The 17,307-nt window shown below is 65.4% G+C and carries 16 protein-coding genes; 5 read left to right on the plus strand and 11 right to left on the minus strand.

Annotation, left to right across the window (positions count from 1 at the left end; all coding sequences use genetic code 11):
* The first annotated feature begins 130 nt into the window (after positions 1-130).
* From ACFYOW_RS15470 to ACFYOW_RS15485, 4 genes are all read left to right on the plus strand, one after another.
* Positions 131-1,024: an alpha/beta fold hydrolase gene (locus tag ACFYOW_RS15470; RefSeq protein ID WP_387288283.1), complete on the plus strand. Its 894-nt coding sequence runs from the start codon at positions 131-133 to the stop codon at positions 1,022-1,024.
* A complete protein-coding gene (locus tag ACFYOW_RS15475; RefSeq protein WP_387288284.1) occupies positions 1,021-2,253 on the plus strand; it encodes a DUF445 domain-containing protein in 1,233 nt (410 codons plus the stop codon). The genes ACFYOW_RS15470 and ACFYOW_RS15475 overlap by 4 nt, the downstream gene beginning before the upstream one ends.
* A gap of 178 nt (positions 2,254-2,431) precedes the next feature.
* A complete protein-coding gene (locus ACFYOW_RS15480; RefSeq protein WP_387288286.1) occupies positions 2,432-2,779 on the plus strand; it encodes a hypothetical protein in 348 nt (115 codons plus the stop codon).
* 102 nt (positions 2,780-2,881) lie between these two features.
* Positions 2,882-3,343: an SDR family NAD(P)-dependent oxidoreductase gene (locus ACFYOW_RS15485; RefSeq protein WP_387288287.1), complete on the plus strand. Its 462-nt coding sequence runs from the start codon at positions 2,882-2,884 to the stop codon at positions 3,341-3,343.
* Between the two features lie 17 nt (positions 3,344-3,360).
* On the opposite strand, the gene ACFYOW_RS15490 is transcribed toward ACFYOW_RS15485, so the two are convergent.
* From ACFYOW_RS15490 to ACFYOW_RS15530, 9 genes are all read right to left on the minus strand, one after another.
* On the minus strand, positions 3,361-4,065 hold the full coding sequence (locus ACFYOW_RS15490) for an acyl-CoA thioesterase domain-containing protein (protein WP_387288289.1): 705 nt from the start codon (positions 4,063-4,065) through the stop codon (positions 3,361-3,363).
* Positions 4,066-4,301: 236 nt separating this feature from the next.
* On the minus strand, positions 4,302-5,063 hold the full coding sequence (locus tag ACFYOW_RS15495) for an enoyl-CoA hydratase/isomerase family protein (protein ID WP_387288291.1): 762 nt from the start codon (positions 5,061-5,063) through the stop codon (positions 4,302-4,304).
* A gap of 156 nt (positions 5,064-5,219) precedes the next feature.
* Complete coding sequence (locus tag ACFYOW_RS15500; protein WP_387288293.1) at positions 5,220-6,824, minus strand: class I adenylate-forming enzyme family protein; 1,605 nt, start codon at positions 6,822-6,824, stop codon at positions 5,220-5,222.
* Complete coding sequence (locus ACFYOW_RS15505) at positions 6,821-7,654, minus strand: enoyl-CoA hydratase/isomerase family protein (protein WP_387288295.1); 834 nt, start codon at positions 7,652-7,654, stop codon at positions 6,821-6,823. Before ACFYOW_RS15505 ends, ACFYOW_RS15500 begins: the two co-directional genes overlap by 4 nt.
* A gap of 40 nt (positions 7,655-7,694) precedes the next feature.
* Positions 7,695-8,198 (minus strand): ester cyclase, encoded by a 504-nt coding sequence (locus tag ACFYOW_RS15510; protein WP_387288297.1) that lies wholly within the window; start codon positions 8,196-8,198, stop codon positions 7,695-7,697.
* Between the two features lie 44 nt (positions 8,199-8,242).
* A complete protein-coding gene (locus tag ACFYOW_RS15515; RefSeq protein ID WP_387288299.1) occupies positions 8,243-9,400 on the minus strand; it encodes an acyl-CoA dehydrogenase family protein in 1,158 nt (385 codons plus the stop codon).
* Positions 9,397-10,290, minus strand: coding sequence for an SDR family oxidoreductase (locus ACFYOW_RS15520; protein ID WP_387288301.1), 894 nt, complete (start codon positions 10,288-10,290; stop codon positions 9,397-9,399). Before ACFYOW_RS15520 ends, ACFYOW_RS15515 begins: the two co-directional genes overlap by 4 nt.
* Entirely contained in the window at positions 10,287-12,461 is a 2,175-nt protein-coding gene (locus tag ACFYOW_RS15525; RefSeq protein ID WP_387288302.1) for a 3-hydroxyacyl-CoA dehydrogenase NAD-binding domain-containing protein, read from the minus strand. Before ACFYOW_RS15525 ends, ACFYOW_RS15520 begins: the two co-directional genes overlap by 4 nt.
* Before the next feature lie 53 nt (positions 12,462-12,514).
* Positions 12,515-13,744, minus strand: coding sequence for an acetyl-CoA C-acetyltransferase (locus ACFYOW_RS15530; RefSeq protein ID WP_387288304.1), 1,230 nt, complete (start codon positions 13,742-13,744; stop codon positions 12,515-12,517).
* 158 nt (positions 13,745-13,902) lie between these two features.
* Here ACFYOW_RS15530 and ACFYOW_RS15535 point away from each other — a divergent pair, with 158 nt between their 5' ends.
* Positions 13,903-15,159 carry a TetR/AcrR family transcriptional regulator gene (locus ACFYOW_RS15535; RefSeq protein ID WP_387288306.1) on the plus strand — a complete coding sequence of 419 codons (1,257 nt, stop codon included), beginning with the start codon at positions 13,903-13,905 and terminating at the stop codon, positions 15,157-15,159.
* 534 nt (positions 15,160-15,693) lie between these two features.
* Here the strand turns inward: ACFYOW_RS15535 and ACFYOW_RS15540 are convergent.
* Both ACFYOW_RS15540 and ACFYOW_RS15545 read right to left on the minus strand, forming a co-directional pair.
* On the minus strand, positions 15,694-16,701 hold the full coding sequence (locus tag ACFYOW_RS15540) for an ABC transporter ATP-binding protein (protein WP_387288308.1): 1,008 nt from the start codon (positions 16,699-16,701) through the stop codon (positions 15,694-15,696).
* 111 nt (positions 16,702-16,812) lie between these two features.
* Positions 16,813-17,277 (minus strand): hypothetical protein, encoded by a 465-nt coding sequence (locus ACFYOW_RS15545; RefSeq protein ID WP_387288310.1) that lies wholly within the window; start codon positions 17,275-17,277, stop codon positions 16,813-16,815.
* Between the last annotated feature and the right edge of the window lie 30 nt (positions 17,278-17,307).

The following is a 17,307-nucleotide window of genomic DNA, read 5'->3' on the forward strand; positions in this document are numbered from 1 at the left end:
GTCGACGCCCGGCAACATCGTCCTCCACGACACCTGTGTGATATTTTCGAATTGAACATAAATTAATAAGCGGCTCGCTACCCGCACCCCAATGCGAATAGCTGCAGTACCGACAGGAACGAGGGCGCCGATGGCATCGAGCGACGCACCCAGCACATCCACCTTCACCTCCCGCGATGGGCTCGAGATAGTCACCTACCGGTGGACGCCGAAGCGCGCGCCGCGCGGCCTCGTGCAACTGACCCACGGCATGGGCGAACACGTCCTGCGGTACCACGAGCTGGCGCTCGCGCTCAATGACATGGGCTACCTCGTGGCCGGACAGGACCACCGCGGCCACGGCACCACCGCCGGGTCCGAGGTGTCGTTCGGCAATATCGGCGCCGCCGGATGGACCGAGTTGGTCAATGACATCCACATATTGAACGGCGTACTACGCAAAGAACATCCTGATCTGCCGTTGGCGCTCATCGCGCATAGCATGGGCTCGTTCGCCGCGCAGCAGTGCTTGCTCGAGCACAGCGACGAGGTCGACGCCGTCGTGCTGACCGGCACGGCGCTGGCGGACCTCATCGAGCCCACGCTGGATCTGGACAAGCCATTCGACCTAGCTGCTTTCAACGCCCCGTTCGCTCCGGCCCGCACCGACTGCGACTGGTTGTCCCGGGACGAATCCCAGGTGGATGCCTACCTTGCCGATCCGCGATGCGGGTTCGGGTTGGACATAGCAGCCATGAAGGCACTGTTCGCTGCGAGCCGTGCAGTCGCCGATCCACAGCGAATGGCGGCGGTGCGCACCGACCTTCCGATCTATGTGGCTGTCGGTGATCAAGACCCCGTGAACGGCCAGTTGGCCTCGGTTCATCCACTGATTGACCGGTATCGAGCGGCCGGACTGACCGAACTCACCCTCATGACATACCCTGGCGCGCGCCACGAGCTGTTCAACGAGACCAACCGTGGCGAGGTGATCGCCGACATGCTCTCCTGGTTGGACCGCATCGGCTTCCACCCCCAGACGTGAGCGATTCGGTGCCGATCCTTCAGGACGTCGCGAACAACTGGACCACCTACGCCATGATGCCGCTCGTAGCCGCGGTAATCGGATACGTCACCAAACTGGTAGCAGTCGAAATGATGTTCCGGCCGATCGAGTTCGTCGGCGTACCACCGTATCTCGGCTGGCAGGGGGTCATCCCGCGGAACGCGGCGCGGATGGCCGCATCCGCGGTGGACCTGATGTTGGGCAACCTCCTCGATCCGGAGGAGATCATCGCGCGCATCGACCTCGGCGAGCTGGCAGGCCGGATCGCCGACCCGATGCACACGCTGGTCGCACAACTGACCAGGGAACTGATGAACAGCGTGCAGCCGACCCTGTGGCAGGCACTGCCGGAAACCGTGCAGAACCGCGTCATCGCACACGTCGAGGACGCGGTTCCCGCGATGCTCGACACCTTCATGACAGACCTGCGCACCAACGTGCGCGCGGTGCTGGACATCAGGATGATGTGCGTCAACGCGCTCACCGAAGATAAGAACTTGCTCGTGAAGATGATTCGCACCATCGGTGGCAACGAGATGCGGTTCATCGTCAGAGTCGGAATACCCTTCGGCTTCACCCTCGGCCTGGTTCAAGCCGGTGCCTGGGCCGCCACCCACTCGCCGCTCATCATGCCGCTGTTCGGGGCGATCACCGGCCTGATCACCGACTGGCTGGCCTTGCAGATGATCTTCCGCCCGATTACACCCACACGATATCTCGGCATCTTCACCTGGCAAGGCTTGTTCATCAAACGGCGCGACGAGGTGGCCCGGGACTACACGCGGCTGGTGTCCGAGGAAATCCTGACTCCCACCAATGTTTTCGGAGAGCTCGTCGCCGGACCGAACTCCGACCGGTTCCTCTCCATGCTGCATCAACAGATCCAACGAGCGATCGACGCACAGACCGGAGCCGCGAAACCGCTACTGCGACTCGCGACGGGAACACCATATGCCGAGCTCGAGCTCATCGCTTCGGATATAGCGGTACGTCGAATGCTCGAACGGACCGACGAGTTCGCAAGCTACGCCGCCGAAGCGATGAACCTTCCAGAATTCTTGGAGGACAAGATGAAACTGATGACGAACGCGGAGTTCGAAGGCCTTCTCCGTCCCGCGCTCAAACAGGACGAATGGAAGCTGATCACCGTCGGCGCCCTGCTCGGACTGATCATCGGCGAGCTACAACTACACCTGCTGCTCACGTAGTCGCCTGCCGCACCCACTAACGGACAGTGTCCGGGGTACCGCACCGAGCAGCTCGGCCACCGCGTCAGTCGCAGCCCACTACGACTCATGTTGCCGGGCTATCTCGGCATACATCCGCATCGCGCAGCTCGACCGGGTACTTCTTCCTCTACGGCGACTCCATCCTCTCCGACAGCTGATGAAGTCCCCCGCCCCACCAGATGCTTCTATATTTGTCAAGCCGGACTGGGTTTTTGGTGGGCGCACGCACGACGGCGCCGTGCGAATCAGCGGCCGCGCCAAGGACATCATCGTGCGAGGCGGCGAGAACATCCCGGTCGTCGAGATCGAGAACGCCCTGTTCACCCATCCCGATATCGAGGAGGTGGCGGTTGTGGGTTACGCCGACGACCGGCTCGGTGAACGCGCGTGTGCCGTCGTCGTCCCTCTCGGCGAACCACCAACGCTCTCTGACGTGACCCGCCCACCTTGCCGCACAGGGTATGGCGAAGCAGTACTGGCCGGAACGTTTGGAGATACGCGCTGAGCTGCCCCGAACGCCGGCGGGCAAGATCCAGAAGTTTCGGCTCCGCGAAGACCTGCAGCGAGACATCGGCCGTAGCGTGTTCGACGCGCCCGCCTGACGACCGTGGCATCACCGACACATTCGGGTGCGGGGCTGCACGGCAATATCGGGCAGGTCAACTACGCCGCGGCCAAAGGCGGGATCATCTCCCTTGCAAAGAGTCTCGCGTTCGAGGGCAAGCGCTATGGGATACGGGTCAATGCCGTGGCGCCGATGGCACTGACCGACATGACCGTCGACGTATTCGACGACGGTCCGCTGACGCAACTCGGTACCGACGCGGTCTCGCCGTATGTGCTGGCCCTCGCCCACGACAGCTGCCCGCTCAGCGGGGAGGTTATCGAAACCGGCGGCGGGTGGGCCGCCACGGTGCGCTGGGAACGGGCCGCGGGCGTGCGCCTGCCGTCAGGCGCGACAAGCGCAGACGTCGCGGCGCGGTGGAACCGGACCACCGACTACGGCGTCGGCTCCGACACCCCCTGGATCACCGACTCGCTGCGCGCGGCCTGTGACGGCACAGCGTGATAGCGACGCCCAGGGCGCTACCTGGCCCGTCGGTACAGGGTCGCCTCGACCCGCGTCCCGATCTCCCCTTCCGCCGTTAACATACTGGCTTCGACGGTCACGAACCGTCGCCCTGCCCGCCGCGGAGTCACGCGAAATACCAGCGGCGTCTTGGTCGCTGGGAGTGGTCGCACGAAATCCACTCCGACACTGACGATGTCGCTCTGCACGCGATCGCCGGTACGCGCTACGTGTTCGATGGCGGCGCACAGCGCGGCAGCCTGGACTCCTCCGTGGACGACGCCCGACGGATTCGCGGTGCGGGGCCCGGCGGGAAGCATCCCGGTGTGGGGATCGGGGTCGAAGCGCAGCTCGAGCAGATCGATCAACGAACCGGCTTCGATGTGCTGCGGATCGGCCTCGTAGGGTACCGGCAGGAAGGAGTCGCTTGCGACGAAATTTCCCGTCGCCGTGCCCAATACCATGCCGCTGGGGCTGCGCAGTTCGGCAGTGCTCACGAGCATGGCGCCGGTGGCGAAGCAACGCCGTGCCACACCGCGCACCGTCTCTGCGTCGCTCAGTCTGTCCGGATGGACGTGCAGGTCGATACGTCGGGTGACGCAGCTGTGCGGTGCGAGGTCGCCCAACGCGCTGCGCGCCAGGATCAGATCGATCAGCGGCATCAGCCAGCCAGGATTGCCGGCCGGAACCGGCTTGACGCATTCAGCTGCGCTGCAAGGCATTGCGTCACCGACGAACCGGACGCCGAACAGTTCGTCCGGCGGGCCGGTTGGCCCGCAGATTCCATGGTTGTTGCGAGCACACCGGGCAAAGTCGTCGGAGAACGTGCGCTGCGAGGGGTCTGAGTGCAACGCTGGTGACATGGATGCGAGTCCTCGAGAATAGTGGCGGATAGCTCGCCGCGGGCATCCCGTTCTGGGGAGTCTGGATGCCCGCGGCGACTAGCGGCGCAGTGGTGTCACCGGTTGCGATGAATGCGGGCGAAGGCGGTCCCGACACGGTCGACGACATCGGGGTGCCACACGATCTCGCGGTAGGCCATGGTCTCGAACGACAGCGCGGAGATCGGATCCATGGCCGGAGACCGCAGGATCATCTCCTTGTTGAACATCGCGGACTTGGTGGTCGTCTCGGCGATGCTGGTGGCGACACGCGTGCCTTCATCGACAACGGAGCCGGTAGGGACGAGCCGGTCCACCAGCCCGATCCGGAGTGCTTCGTCGGCGTCGATGAGATCGCCGCCGAGGGTGAGGAGTTTGGCTTGACTCAGGCCGACGATCTTCCACAGCGGCGAGAAATAGGGAGTGAGCCCGAATTTCACCTGCGGAAACCCGAACCGGCCGTTCTGCGCACCGATGCGGATGTCACAGAAGACGGCGATATCGCAGCCGCCGCCGAGTGTGGGGCCCGCACACGCGGCGATGGTCGGCTTCGGGTAGTCGAGCAATGCGCCGTAGACCCGCAAACAGGCATCACCGTAGGCTTTGCGGGTCTCGGGGGTGAAGCCCGACTGCAGGTCGAGGTCGAGGCCGGCGCAGAATACGTCCTCGCCGCCGGTGAGCACCACAGCTGCGACGTTGTCGTCGTGTCGCCAGGCGTCGAGTTGGTCACCCATGGCGCCGAACAGTTCCAGACTGAGAGCGTTGCGCCGCTCGGGGCGGTTGAAGGTGATGGTTCCGACGCCGCCGGAAACAGTGGCGTGGATGGCATGGTCGGTCATGTCATGTCTCCTCATGTGAATATCGCTGCGGAGTGCAGGTTTACGTGGTCAGGCGCCCTTGATGAGCATGCCGAGGGGTGTGCGGGGCAGTTCGTCGACGAACTCCACCGCTGCCAACCGGTCCTGCCGGGAGTTCGTGGCCGTGGTCGGCACGTTTCATCGGGTGATACACACCCCTTCGGGGCTGACGTGCAGCTCCTGTTTGCGAATCTTGCCGCTGGCCGTGCTCGGCAGCTGGTCGACGACCTCCCAGTACGTCGGGATCTTCTGGCGCGCCAGGCGCACTTCCTCGAGGTGCTCGATGAACGTCCTCGGCCCGTTCCAGGGCACGCCGGCACGCAGGACCAGCCAAGCGCCGACCCCCTCCCCGAGCCTGTCGTCCGGGATCGCGGTCACGGCAACGGCGTCGACGTCGGGATGGGAGCTGAGCGCCGCCTCGATATCGAGGGTCGAGAACTTTTCCCCGCCCCGGTTGATGATGTCTTTGAGGCGACCGGTCATGCGGACCCAGCCCTCGTCGTCGACAATTCCCACGTCACCGGGGTAGAACCAGCCCTCGTCGTCGATCTGAGCGGCAGTCAGACCGGGGTCGGTGTAGGCGGTGAGCAACTGCGGCCCATGAATCCGTAGCTCGCCTTCCTCGCCGGCGGGCAGGGGCTGCCGGTCGTGGTCGACCGCTTCGATCCGCATGTCGGGCAGAACTCGCCCGTCCCATTCGGCCCGCCGGTACAGCGGAGCGTCCTTGGGAGCCGCCGCGCAGACTCCCGCGGTCTCGGTCATGCCGTAGCAGCGCATCGCCTCGACGCCGACAGCTTCGGCGCGAGTGATCGCGGACGGTGGAATGGTGGCCCCGGCGCAGGCGTACAGGCTGAGTCGGTGGCGCGGCCCAGCACCGGCTTCATAGCGGTGAACGAGATCGCTGAGAAATACCGTCGCTCCCATGGCGATGGTCGCGCGTTCGCGTTCGATGACATCAACAGCTTCGTCGGGTCGCCACGCAGGCATCACGACCGAACGTGCGCCGAGGAAGGCGGGGAACACGACGCCCGCGATGAATCCGCCGAGGTGCGACAGTGGTGTGGCAACGAGGATTACGCTGTCCGGCCCTGCCCGCAGGGCGCTCTGGAAGTTTCGCAGATGCGCGATCAGTGCCCTGCTCGTAAGCAGGACGCCCTTGGGCGCCGAGGTGGTTCCCGAGGTGTAGAGCAACAGCGCGGGTTCCTCCGGATCCCGCGGCTCAGGCAGATCCGCGGATCGTCGATCGGCGCTCCCCTGCTCCGCGGGCACCATCGCCGGTGGCCGACTCCAGCCGTCGCGGTGATCGCCGACGAGGTACCGAACCTTTGGCATGTGCCCGAGATCATCGAGGAGGGCGTCGATCTCGGCCGCCGGGTCACGATCGGACCATGCTTCCCCGACAGCGATGGCCGCGGGCAGACAGTCGGAGATGATCTGCCGGACTTCGTGTTCGCGGTATATCGGCACCACCGGGGTGTTGATCGCGCCGATACGGAACGCCGCCATTTGCAGCACCAGTGCCTCGAGACAGTTCGGCAATTGCACCATGACGCGGTCGCCGGGCCGGACACCGTGGGCCACGAGGTCGGCGGCGACATCCTCGACCCAGGCATGGAATGTGCCGTAGGTGACGCGGTGATCTTCGAAACAGAACAGTTCTCGATCGTGGTTGCCTGCGGCTTGGTCACCGAGCATGTCGCCGATGCGCAGCCCGCTCCACCCGCGGTGATGTGTCGAGGTCATCGCGATACCTCATCGGTGGAGACAGCATCGGTGGCCGGTGTAGGGCGCAGGCGTTCGGTGGCTTTGCTCGTTCCTGCCCGGAGTCGATCGAGTCCTTCGGCGATGCGCCGGGTGAACAGGCCCCGCTGCAGCAGGTCCGATGTCACTCGCAGTTCGTATGCGGTGGCTGCGACGTGGTCCATGTTGTCCGCACGCAGCGCGACCTCCTTGAGTACCGTGGTCAGCTCGCTGCCGGCTTCGGCGATTTCCTTGGCCAGACGCAGCGCGTTGGCGCGGACCGTGCCCGTGGGCACGATCTCGTCGACCAGGCCGACGCGCAGCGCCTCGGTGGCGGTGATGGGGTCTCCTGTGAACAACATCCGCCGCGCGCGCTGGGCACCGACGCGGTGCGCGATGCCGTGGTAGAAGCCGTTCATCGCGTACTTGACCTGGGTGGATCCGAAGGCCGCGTTCTCGGAGGCGATCGTGATGTCGCACATATTGGCCAGGTCCATGCCATATCCGGGGGCGACTCCGGCGACCGCGGCGATGGTGGGCTTGCGGTAGTCGTAAAGAGTGGTCATGAGCTTGTGCGCGAGATCGTTGAATCGGATGCGCTCGTCGCCGCTGGTGCTCTGGAGGACGTCGAGGGCCCAGCCGGCGCAGAAGTAGTCCTCGTTGCCGACCAGCAGGACGGCAGCGACATCGTCGTCGTACGCCCACCCTTCGAGGGCGGCGATGATCTCGTTGTGCAGTTCCCAACCGAGGGCGTTGCGCTTCTCGGGGTGGTTGAGCTGGATGATGCCGACGCCGTCTTCGACGGTCGTGATCAGATACTGGAGGCCGGTCATCGAGGTACTTCCTCCCGTTCAAGGGGCTGGGGCGGCAGGGTCACGGACGGTGGGCGATGGACATCAGATAGGCGCCGCCGTTCTTGTCACCGCGCGGAGGAAGTGCGCCGAGCTGGCGGAGCATCCCGACGATGTCGAACGCCGCGGTGTAGTGGGATAGAAGGCCTTCGTCGAAGGCGAGGAAGATGTCGCAGCCGGTGGTCGCGAACGTCTTGTCCGTGGCGCCGAATTGCTCTGGCGCTCCGCCACTCTGGTGGAACATGAACAGGCCGCGGCCGTCGGCGGGTGCGCTGAAGGTCTGCACCTCCTCGAAGTGCACGTCCGGCATCGCCTTCCAGATGGCGTCGACGTAGGCGCGCACCGCTTCGCGGCCGCGCAGCGGCGTCGGCCAGAACACCTGCTCGTCCCACAGGATGTCCGGATGCAGAAGCTCGAGCACCTGGTCGGTGTCGTGGGAGTTCCATGCGTCGAGCCATCGCCGGCCGAAGGATCGAATGAACGCCTCGGTGACCGGCAGGTGCTCGATGGGCTCGGTGGTTGTCATTTCGCTCCTCGGCAACGAAGGGGTCGGGGCTGGGTTTGCCGCGCTCACAAGCCCATGTCCTTGCTGATGATTTCCTTCATGATTTCGCTGGTGCCGCCGTAGATCGTCTGAATCCGGGCGTCGGCGAAGGCTCGGCAGACGGGGTGTTCGCGCATGTAGCCATATCCGCCGTGCAGCTGCAGGCACCGGTCCGCGACCCTGACCTGCAATTCGGAGCACCAGTACTTGGCCTTCGCGGCCCGCGCCGCGGTCAGCTCCCCACGGGTGTGCAGGTCAACGCAGTCATCGACGAATACCCGGGCGATGTCGATCTCGGTCTGCAGCTCGGCGAGCAGGAACCGGCTGTGCTGGAAACTCCCGACCGATTGGCCGAAGGCGCGTCGCTCGGTGACGTAGTCCACCGTGCGACTGAGCACGCCCTCGGCCGCCCCGACCGCGGTAACCGCGAGCGACAGCCGTTCCTGTGGGAGGTTGCGCACCAGGTAGAAAAAGCCCTGGCCCTCCTCCCCGAGGCGGTTGGCGGCGGGGACGCGGACGTTGTCGAAATGCAGTTCACTGGTGTCCTGGCCGTGCATCCCGAGCTTGTCGAGGTTGCGGCCGCGTTCGAAGCCCGGCATGCCGCGTTCGATGACGAGCAGGGTCAGTCCGCGGTGCCGGTCCGGGGAGGTCCGCACCGCGACGACCACCAGGTCGGCGTTCTGGCCGTTGGAGATGAACGTCTTCGAGCCGTTCACGACGTAGGTGTCGCCCTCGCGCACGGCGGTCGTCGCGATACCGGACAGATCACTGCCCGCGCCGGGCTCGGTCATCGCGATCGCGCTGATCAGATCCCCAGAGACCAGGCCGGGCAGCCAGCGTTGCTTCTGGTCGTCGTCGGTGAGGTCGAGCAGATAGGGGCCGACCACGTCGTTCTGCAGCGCCAGGGAGAGCCCGGCCGAGGCGAAACCGGCCCGGGCGAACTCTTCGTCGATCACCGCGGAGAACCGCCAGTCGTCGATGCCTGGACCGCCGAATCGCTCCGGTGTCGCGTGCATCAGCAAGCCCAGCTCACCGGCGCCGGTGAACAGGGACCGGTCGATGATGCCGGCGGTCTCCCATTGCGCGTCGTTCGGCGCGACCTGGGTCTTGATGAAACCCTGGACGGTCCGGCGGAACTGCTCGTGATCGTCTGTGTACACGGTGCGCGGGCCGCGGTCGCTCATTCCTCGGCTCCTTCGAGGAAGAGGTCGATCTTCAGCTGCGACTCGGCGGCATCGCCGTAGCGGTAGACAGCGAGGTCAGTCGCACCCGCCCAGGTCAGCACCTCGTCGTCGATCAGGGTACGGCCGGTGACCGCTCCGGCGGGGCGGGTCAGGATCGCGTGCGCGGCATCGGCCATGATCTGCGGCTTGCGCGAAACCGCCATCGCGGCGTCGCCACCCACGATGTTCTGGACCGCATCGGTCGCGATCGTCGTCCGCGGCCACAAGCAGTTGGCCGAGAGCGGGACAGGGTGATCCTGTGCGCCGAAGCCGGTTGTCAGGATGGTCATCGCGTACTTGCTGAGGGTGTAGGGAGCGTGGGCCCCGAGCCAATACGGTGCGAGGTTGATCGGCGGGGACAGTGTGAGCACCTGCGCGGCATCCGATCGGTGCAGGTGCGGGAGTGCGGCACTGATCATCAGAAACGTGCCGCGCGCGTTGATATCCTGCATCAGGTCGTAGCGCTTCGGCGGCACCTTCCCGATCGGCGCCAGAACGATGGCGGATGCGTTGTTGACCAGAACATCGATCCCGCCGAAGGTGTCCACTGCGGCCTCGACCGCGCGGGTCACGTCCTCCTCGCGACGGACGTCGCCGACGACCGCCAGGCCGCGGCCGCCCGCCGCTTCGATCTGCTCCACCGCGGTATGCACTGTCCCCGACAGCCGAGGGTCGGGGCTGTCGGTCTTGGCGAGAATGACGACGTTGGCGCCGTCCTGAGCAGCCCGGGTAGCGATCGCCAACCCGATACCGCGGCTGCCGCCCGACATCAGCACGGTCCGGCCCTCGAGGGAGCGGGCCGGTTCCGTCCAGATCGCCGTGTCGTGCATGGGGGAAGTGAGATTGCTCATCGGTAATCACCGCCGTTCTCCGCCAAGGCGACCAACGACGCCGGCGGTTGGAAGCGCGACCCGTATCGGTCTGCGAGCTCGCGTGCACGGTGCACGAAACCCGCTGGGCCGCCGCTGTATTGGTTGATGTACTGGAGGACACCGCCGGTCCAGGCCGGGAATCCGATACCGAGGATCGAGCCGACGTTGGCGTCGGCCACCGACCGCAGCACCCCGGAGTCGAGGCAGCGCACAGAGTCGAGGGCCTCGGCGAACAGCATCCGCTCCTGCATGTCGAGCAGAGGGACATCCGTGCTCGTGCCGCCGAAAGCGTCCTTCAGGCCGGGCCATAGCCCCGTCCGGCGCCCGTCGGCGTAGTCGTAGAACCCGGCGCCGGTGGACCGTCCCTTGCGGTCGAAGTCGGCGATCATTCGGTCCAGCACGGCCCATCCGGGGTGAACCGGGGACTCGACGCCGTTGGCCCGCAATCCCTCTCGGGTCTCCTCCCGGATCCGCTGCATCAACGTCAAGGTGAGTTCGTCGACGAGTGCGAGCGCGCCGACCGGGTAGCCGACCTGGGTCGCTGCCTGCTCGACCGATGCCGCGGGGACTCCTTCGCCGACCAGGGCGATGGCCTCGTTGACGAATTCCAGGATGACGCGGCTGGTGAAGAATCCTCGACTGTCGTTGACGACGATGGGGGTCTTGTCGATCTGCTGGGCGATGTCGATGGCCTTGGCGAGAGTGGCGTCGCTCGTCTTCTCACCGACCACGATCTCGAGCAGCGCCATCTTGTCGACCGGGGAGAAGAAGTGCAGGCCGATGAACTGATCCGGTGCAGCCAAGCCCGCGGCCAGGTCTGTGATCGGCAATGTGGAGGTGTTGGATGCGATCACCGCACCTGGGGCCAGGTGGGGAATTGCTTCCGCGATAACGCGCCGCTTGAGATCGGGGTTCTCGTACACGGCTTCGATGAGCAGATCGGCCCCCGACGCGTCCGCGGGGTCGGCGGATGGCCGGATGCGCGCGAGTACCTGGTCACGGTCGGATACCGTAAGTCGGCCCTTTGCCACCGCCGTGTCGAGGATCTTGGCGCTGTAGCCCTTTCCGCGCTCGGCGGCGTCGACGCTGACGTCTTGGAGCACGACATCGAGTCCGGCCTGCGCACAGACGTACGCGATTCCGGCGCCCATCATCCCGGCGCCGATGATCACGGCTTTCGCGGCGCGGTGCCGGTCGTAGCCCGATGGTCGGCTCGCGCCGCGCCTGATGGCCTGCATGTCGAAGAAACTCGATCCGATGATGTTTGCCGAGATCTGGCCGCAGATCAGATCGGTGCAGTACCGCGACTCGATGGTCTGGGCGTTCTCGAAGTCGACCTGTGCCCCTTCGACGGCGGCGGCGAGCAGATGGTTCGCCGCGGGGTTCGGTGCGCCGTGCGAGCGCTTCCGCAGAGTTGCGGGCAGCATCGGCAGTACCGCGGCCAGGTCCGCCGAGGCCGGGGTGCCGCCAGGGATCACATAGCCGGGGCGGTCCCACGGCTGGGATGCGTCCGGGTTGTCCGCAATCCACCGGCGTGCGGCAGTGGCGAGATCGGCGACACTGGGGACGAGTTGGTCGATAAGCCCTGCGCCCAGCGCCTGTTCAGGGCCGAATCTGGTTCCGGGCAGCAGAATGTCGTCAAGGGCCGTCCGGATTCCGAACATGCGGACGGTGCGGGTGGTTCCTCCAGCTCCGGGCAGCAGTCCGAGGGTGACCTCGGGTAGGCCGACGATGACCTCTGGGGAGTCGACGGCGATGCGGTGGTGGCACGCAAGGGCGATCTCGAGCCCGCCACCGAGCGCGGCGCCGTTGATCACCGCGACGACCGGCCGGCCCAGGGTCTCGAGTTTCCGTAAGGCCGCCTTGATGGTGTCGAGCATTCGGCGGACTGTGGGGGCGTCAGCAGCGGTGGCGCGCTTCATCATGGCGAGGTCGCCCCCGGCGAAGAAGGTCTTCTTCGCCGAGGCGATGACGACACCGGTGATCTCCTCGCGGACGGTAGTCAAGTGGTCGACGAGTGTCGGCAGCTGCTCGGTAAACCGTGCGCTCATCGTGTTCGCCGACTGCGTCGGGTCGTCCATGGTGATGGTCACGATGCCGTCGTCGTCGACGTCCCACCGGAACATGTCGTGGTCGAATGGGTAGGTCATCCGAATGGTCTCCTACTGCTTGGGGATTCGGTATTGCGGTGGCCGGCCAACGGTTAGACGCGTTCGATGAGGGTGGCGACCCCCATGCCGCCGCCGATGCAGAGCGTCACGACCGCGCGGCGTGCATCCCGGCGTTCGAGCTCGTCGAGCATCGTGCCGACGAGCATCGCGCCGGTCGCCCCCAGCGGATGACCCATCGCGATGGCACCGCCGACGACGTTGACCTTCTCCTCGGGGATGCGGAGGTCCTTCGCGTATTTGAGGGGCACGGCGGCGAATGCCTCGTTGATCTCGAACAGGTCGATCTCGTCGACGGTCAGTCCGACTCTGTCGAGCAGCTTCCGGGTCGCGGGGATCGGTCCGGTGAGCATGATTGTCGGGTCCGCGCCTGAGGTGGCGGTCGCGACGATCCGCGCTCTGGGTGTGAGTCCGAGGGAGGAGCCGACGCTTTCGTCCCCGATCAGCACCAGCGCCGCACCGTCGACGATGCCGGACGAGTTGCCGGCGTGGTGGACGTGGTCGATGCGCTCGACCCAGTGGTATCGCTGCAGCGCCACCGCGTCGAAGCCGCCGTGTTGACCGACGGTCGCGAACGCGGGCTTCAGACCTGCAAGAGATTCGGTCGTGCTCTGTGGCCGCATGTACTCGTCGTAATCGAGAATCGTCTCGCCGTTGCGGTCCCGGACCGGCACAACGGATTTCGCGAAGTAGCCGCCCGACCAGGCTGTGGCCGCACGCTGCTGTGACCGAACCGCATACGCGTCGACAACGTCGCGGCTGAAGCCTTCCATCGTGGCGATGAGATCGGCGCTGACACCCTGCGGGATGAACGAGGTCGCGAGGTTGGTCTCCGGGTCGTTCATCCAGGCTCCACCGTCCGCACCGAGCGGCACGCGCGACATCGACTCCACACCGCCGGCGATGATGAGGCGGTCCCACCCCGAGCGCACCTTCTGCGCCGCGGTGTTGACCGCCTCGAGGCCGGAACCGCAGAAGCGATTGAGCTGTACCCCACCGACCGTGTCGGGCAATCCGGCGGCCATCGCAGCGGTCCGCGGCAGCACCGACCCCTGATCACCGACCGGAGACACGATCCCCAGAACGAGATCGTCGATCATGTGCGGATCGAGTTCGGGATGCCGGCTACGCAGCTCATCGATGAGGCCGACGACCAGTGAGACCGGCTTGACCGAGTACAGCGCCCCCGTGTTCTTGCCCCGGCCGCGGGGCGTCCGGATGGCGTCGTAGATGAATGCTTCGGACGTGGGTACAGAGACCGACATCGCCGTGTGCCCTCCTGGTGAAGTGTCGCGAGTCTCGAGCTCGCCTCGCATCGGACTCTATTCTAGTTAATATTCACTAGGCAAGCCCCGGGTAGAGTCGGGCCCGGCTCTCAGCACTCGAAACCGAGGCAGCCGGAGGAAGCAGAGGACGAACAGTGGTGACGGGCGAAGCAGTCGAAGAGGACGTAGCGGCGCGCCCCCGAAGTCGGATGAGCGCAGCAGCGCGGCGGCAGCAGCTCGCCGTCGCGGCGGCCAAGCAGTTTCACCATCTCGGGTTCCACCGGGTCACCCTCGCCGCCGTGGCCGCCGATGTCGGCGTGACGGCACCCGCGGTGTATCGGCACTTCCGGAACAAGCAGACCTTGCTGGTAGGCGCGATCGACAGTGGCCTGACCCTGGTAGAAGCGGCCGTCACGCAGCCACCCGATGCGTCCTGGGACGACCGGCTGGAGCGCCTTGCGACCGCGGCCGCCGACCGCCGCGATCTCTGGGCTCTGCTGCAGCGAGAGATGCGTCACCTCCCCCCAGCGGACCGGGAGCCACTCGAGACCCGATTCACGGCTGTGACCACGGAACTGCGGCGCCAACTCGGTACGGTACGAGCGGACCTGCCGACGGCTGACTCGAGGCTGCTAATTACTGCCGTTCTTGCGGTGTTTTCGAGCCAATCGGCCTACCCGGCGCGCAGCCCGAGATCGGAGCGACGTCGGGTTCTCCGCGCCGCGGCCGCAGCTCTCTCGCGGATCGAGTGGCCCCCCATTCCATCGCCCGCCGCACCGGCAGTCGACGGCGCCCGGCCCGGCTTCGGCCAGAGTGAACCGTCTGTCGCGGCGGTTGGCCGCAACGACGCGGTACCAGCGGCCCGACGCGAGGAAGTACTCATGACAGCGATCCGGTTGTTTCACGAGCACGGTTACGCCGCAATGAGTCTCGACGATATCGGCGCCGCAATAGGCATGGCAGGCCCGAGCATCCTCTACCACTTCCCGGCGAAGGCCGATCTATTGATCGAGGCATTCAGCCGCGCCAGCGCCTCTCTGTCGGCAGCCCGCGACGAGTTGAGCACCGTGACCTTGGATGATCTGGTCGCGATCTACGTCGGCCTGGGCGTACGCGAGCGACTTCTGTTCGGGGTATACGTCCTCGAGGCCGTCAGCCTTCCTGAGGAGGCGGGCCAGGCGATCCGCCGAGCCCTCGACGCCGACATCGACGCATGGACCGAGGCCCTCGTCGAAGCACGGCCCGATCTCACCGACATCGAGGCCACCATCCTGGTCCACGCAGCCCGGGCGGTCGTCAATGACGTGGTCAGGATCGGCCACCTCCACGAACGCCCGACGATCGCTGCAGAGCTCATGACCATGGTCCGAGCGGTACTCTGGACCGATCTTGCAACCACACCCGCTGGCGCTTGATCGGGCGGCCGGTCCGGACTCGAACTCCGAACGAAGATCTCCACATCAAGGTCGAGTTGGCGATGCTCATAGGTATCGGGTCATAGCCAGGTTGTGAAGATTCGGTGAGAGCAGTCAACCCTGGAGTCCCCGGGGGCCTGCGAGCACAGGAATCACCCCGCTCTCTGTTCAGCGGCCGTTTCCGGTGTTCATCAGGGCCGTTCGGAGCAGGCTCTCCGACGCGCGCGGCGCGACTGGGCGACGTACACATCTTGATGACAGTCGATCCGAACCCCGAAGCGACCGTGGAACGGCCAATTCGAGATCAGTTCTGTAGGGCGGGTGAGCCTTTCGGGTTTCACAGATTCATCGACGGAGTGACTGCTGGACCCGACGAGTGGGCGGACCGGATCAACGTTGCCGCCGCGCCGGCATCACCACAGCCAGCGTTCTCGTGGACCACCCTGCGTTGAACCGGTAGCACGGGCTGACGTGGCGGCACAGCTTTCCTTTCCTCCGACAACTGCACCTGTGGGCGGTGGTGACCGCCTTCGACTACGCGTACTCGGTGATCGCGGCAGATTCGCCCTTCTTCAGCTCGGCGATGATGGCTTGCTGCGCGACCGGAGGCAGGGTGTGCAATATGTGGCGGACGCGCTCGCGCCGTCGCCGCACCGCTTGGCGGACAGGCATCCCGGGCTGGGTGCGCATCTGCGGCGGGATGCCCTCGACCTCGTCGATACCGGAGTCGTAGTGGCCAGCGTCGGCGAGCGCCTGCTCGCGAGCCATCTGCGCCTCGTCCTTCTCCTCGGTCATACCGATCGGACCGACCATGCGGCCGTTGAGGAACTGCTTGACGACCGGCTCCTCCGAGGTGAGCAGCACCTCGCGCGGGCCGAACGTCACCAACTGGCGGCGGAACAACATTCCAATGTTGTCGGGGACAGTCCGTGCGAGGCTGATGTTGTGGGTCACGATCAGGATGGTGGCGTCGATCTGAGCGTTGATGTCCAGGAGGAGCTGGCTGATGTAGGTGGTACGCACCGGGTCCAGACCGGAGTCCGGCTCATCGACCAGGATGATCTGCGGGTCGAGCACCAGCGCACGCGCCAGGCCAGCACGCTTGCGCATACCACCGGAGATCTCACCGGGCAGCTTGCCCTCCGCGCCCAGCAGACCAGTCAGCTCGAGCTTCTCCATCACGATCTTCTTGATCTCGGACTCGGACTTCTTGGTGTGCTCGCGCAACGGGAACGCCACATTGTCGAACAGATTCATCGAGCCGAACAGCGCCCCGTCCTGGAACAGCACACCGAACAACTTGCGGATCTCGTAGAGCTCCTTATTGGAGCAGGTGGTGATATCGGTGCCGTCGATGTAGATCGAACCGCGCTCCGGGCGCAGCAGACCGATCAGCGACTTCAGAAACACCGACTTACCAGTACCGGAGGGGCCGAGCAGAGCGCTGACTTCCCCCGTGGGCAGAGTCAGAGTGACATCCTGCCAAATCCGCTGGGACCCGAAAGATTTCGTAACACCTTCGGTCCTGACCTCTATGCCCATCACGATATCCTTCCAATTTGTCGAACCGGGACACGCCTTGCTACCGGTCGGCGCAGCTGCCCACCGGCACTGAGACATGGTCGGGTGCAATCGCTTTCGGCCGTCTTCCGGTCACTTCGGACCGATTGGAGCCATTCCACCGACATCGGTGATGAGCCAATTCTTCGCGCGGTCCATGGTTACCGTGTAAGCGGCGGTGGACTGAACACCGTCCGGCGCCTGCGCGTTCTTCGTCGTGACGTTCACGAATGCGACAACTGTATAGCTGTCACCATTGTGCGACTTCACCTGCGCTGCAATCGGTTGCGCCGTCGAAGTCCAGCTCAGCGGGGTTATCACCTGCTCCATCGACGTCGCTGCCTCAGAAAGTTTCGCGCTCAGATCCGGCGACGTGTTCACGACGAGTTTCTTGTGCCACGCCGCGAGGTCCTTGTAATCCATGGTGGCCGCGCCGGTCGCATAGGTGAGCGCGCTCTGTTCCGCCTGCTGTGCGGTTTGTGCCGCGTTTTTCAGTTCAGCCAGATCACGATTCTTGTCCGCGAGTTGATATCCGAGGAGGCCGGTCGCTGTCGCCAAGGCCAGGATCAGAACTCCCGCTGCGGCACC

It is taken from the genome of Nocardia sp. NPDC006982, from assembly GCF_042869435.1.
GTDB lineage: Bacteria > Actinomycetota > Actinomycetes > Mycobacteriales > Mycobacteriaceae > Nocardia.

Excerpts from the sequence above, each read along its gene's own strand:
- ACFYOW_RS15505 (WP_387288295.1), bottom strand. The coding sequence starts at position 7,654 with ATGACCGGCCTCCAGTATCTGATCACGACCGTCGAAGACGGCGTCGGC.
- ACFYOW_RS15540 (WP_387288308.1), bottom strand. The coding sequence starts at position 16,701 with ATGGGCATAGAGGTCAGGACCGAAGGTGTTACGAAATCTTTCGGGTCC.
- ACFYOW_RS15515 (WP_387288299.1), bottom strand. The coding sequence starts at position 9,400 with ATGAGCGACCGCGGCCCGCGCACCGTGTACACAGACGATCACGAGCAG.
- ACFYOW_RS15500 (WP_387288293.1), bottom strand. The coding sequence starts at position 6,824 with ATGACCTCGACACATCACCGCGGGTGGAGCGGGCTGCGCATCGGCGAC.
- ACFYOW_RS15470 (WP_387288283.1), top strand. The coding sequence starts at position 131 with ATGGCATCGAGCGACGCACCCAGCACATCCACCTTCACCTCCCGCGAT.
- ACFYOW_RS15530 (WP_387288304.1), bottom strand. The coding sequence starts at position 13,744 with ATGTCGGTCTCTGTACCCACGTCCGAAGCATTCATCTACGACGCCATC.
- ACFYOW_RS15525 (WP_387288302.1), bottom strand. The coding sequence starts at position 12,461 with ATGACCTACCCATTCGACCACGACATGTTCCGGTGGGACGTCGACGAC.
- ACFYOW_RS15480 (WP_387288286.1), top strand. The coding sequence starts at position 2,432 with ATGAAGTCCCCCGCCCCACCAGATGCTTCTATATTTGTCAAGCCGGAC.
- ACFYOW_RS15490 (WP_387288289.1), bottom strand. The coding sequence starts at position 4,065 with ATGCCTTGCAGCGCAGCTGAATGCGTCAAGCCGGTTCCGGCCGGCAAT.
- ACFYOW_RS15510 (WP_387288297.1), bottom strand. The coding sequence starts at position 8,198 with ATGACAACCACCGAGCCCATCGAGCACCTGCCGGTCACCGAGGCGTTC.
- ACFYOW_RS15520 (WP_387288301.1), bottom strand. The coding sequence starts at position 10,290 with ATGAGCAATCTCACTTCCCCCATGCACGACACGGCGATCTGGACGGAA.
- ACFYOW_RS15495 (WP_387288291.1), bottom strand. The coding sequence starts at position 5,063 with ATGACCGACCATGCCATCCACGCCACTGTTTCCGGCGGCGTCGGAACC.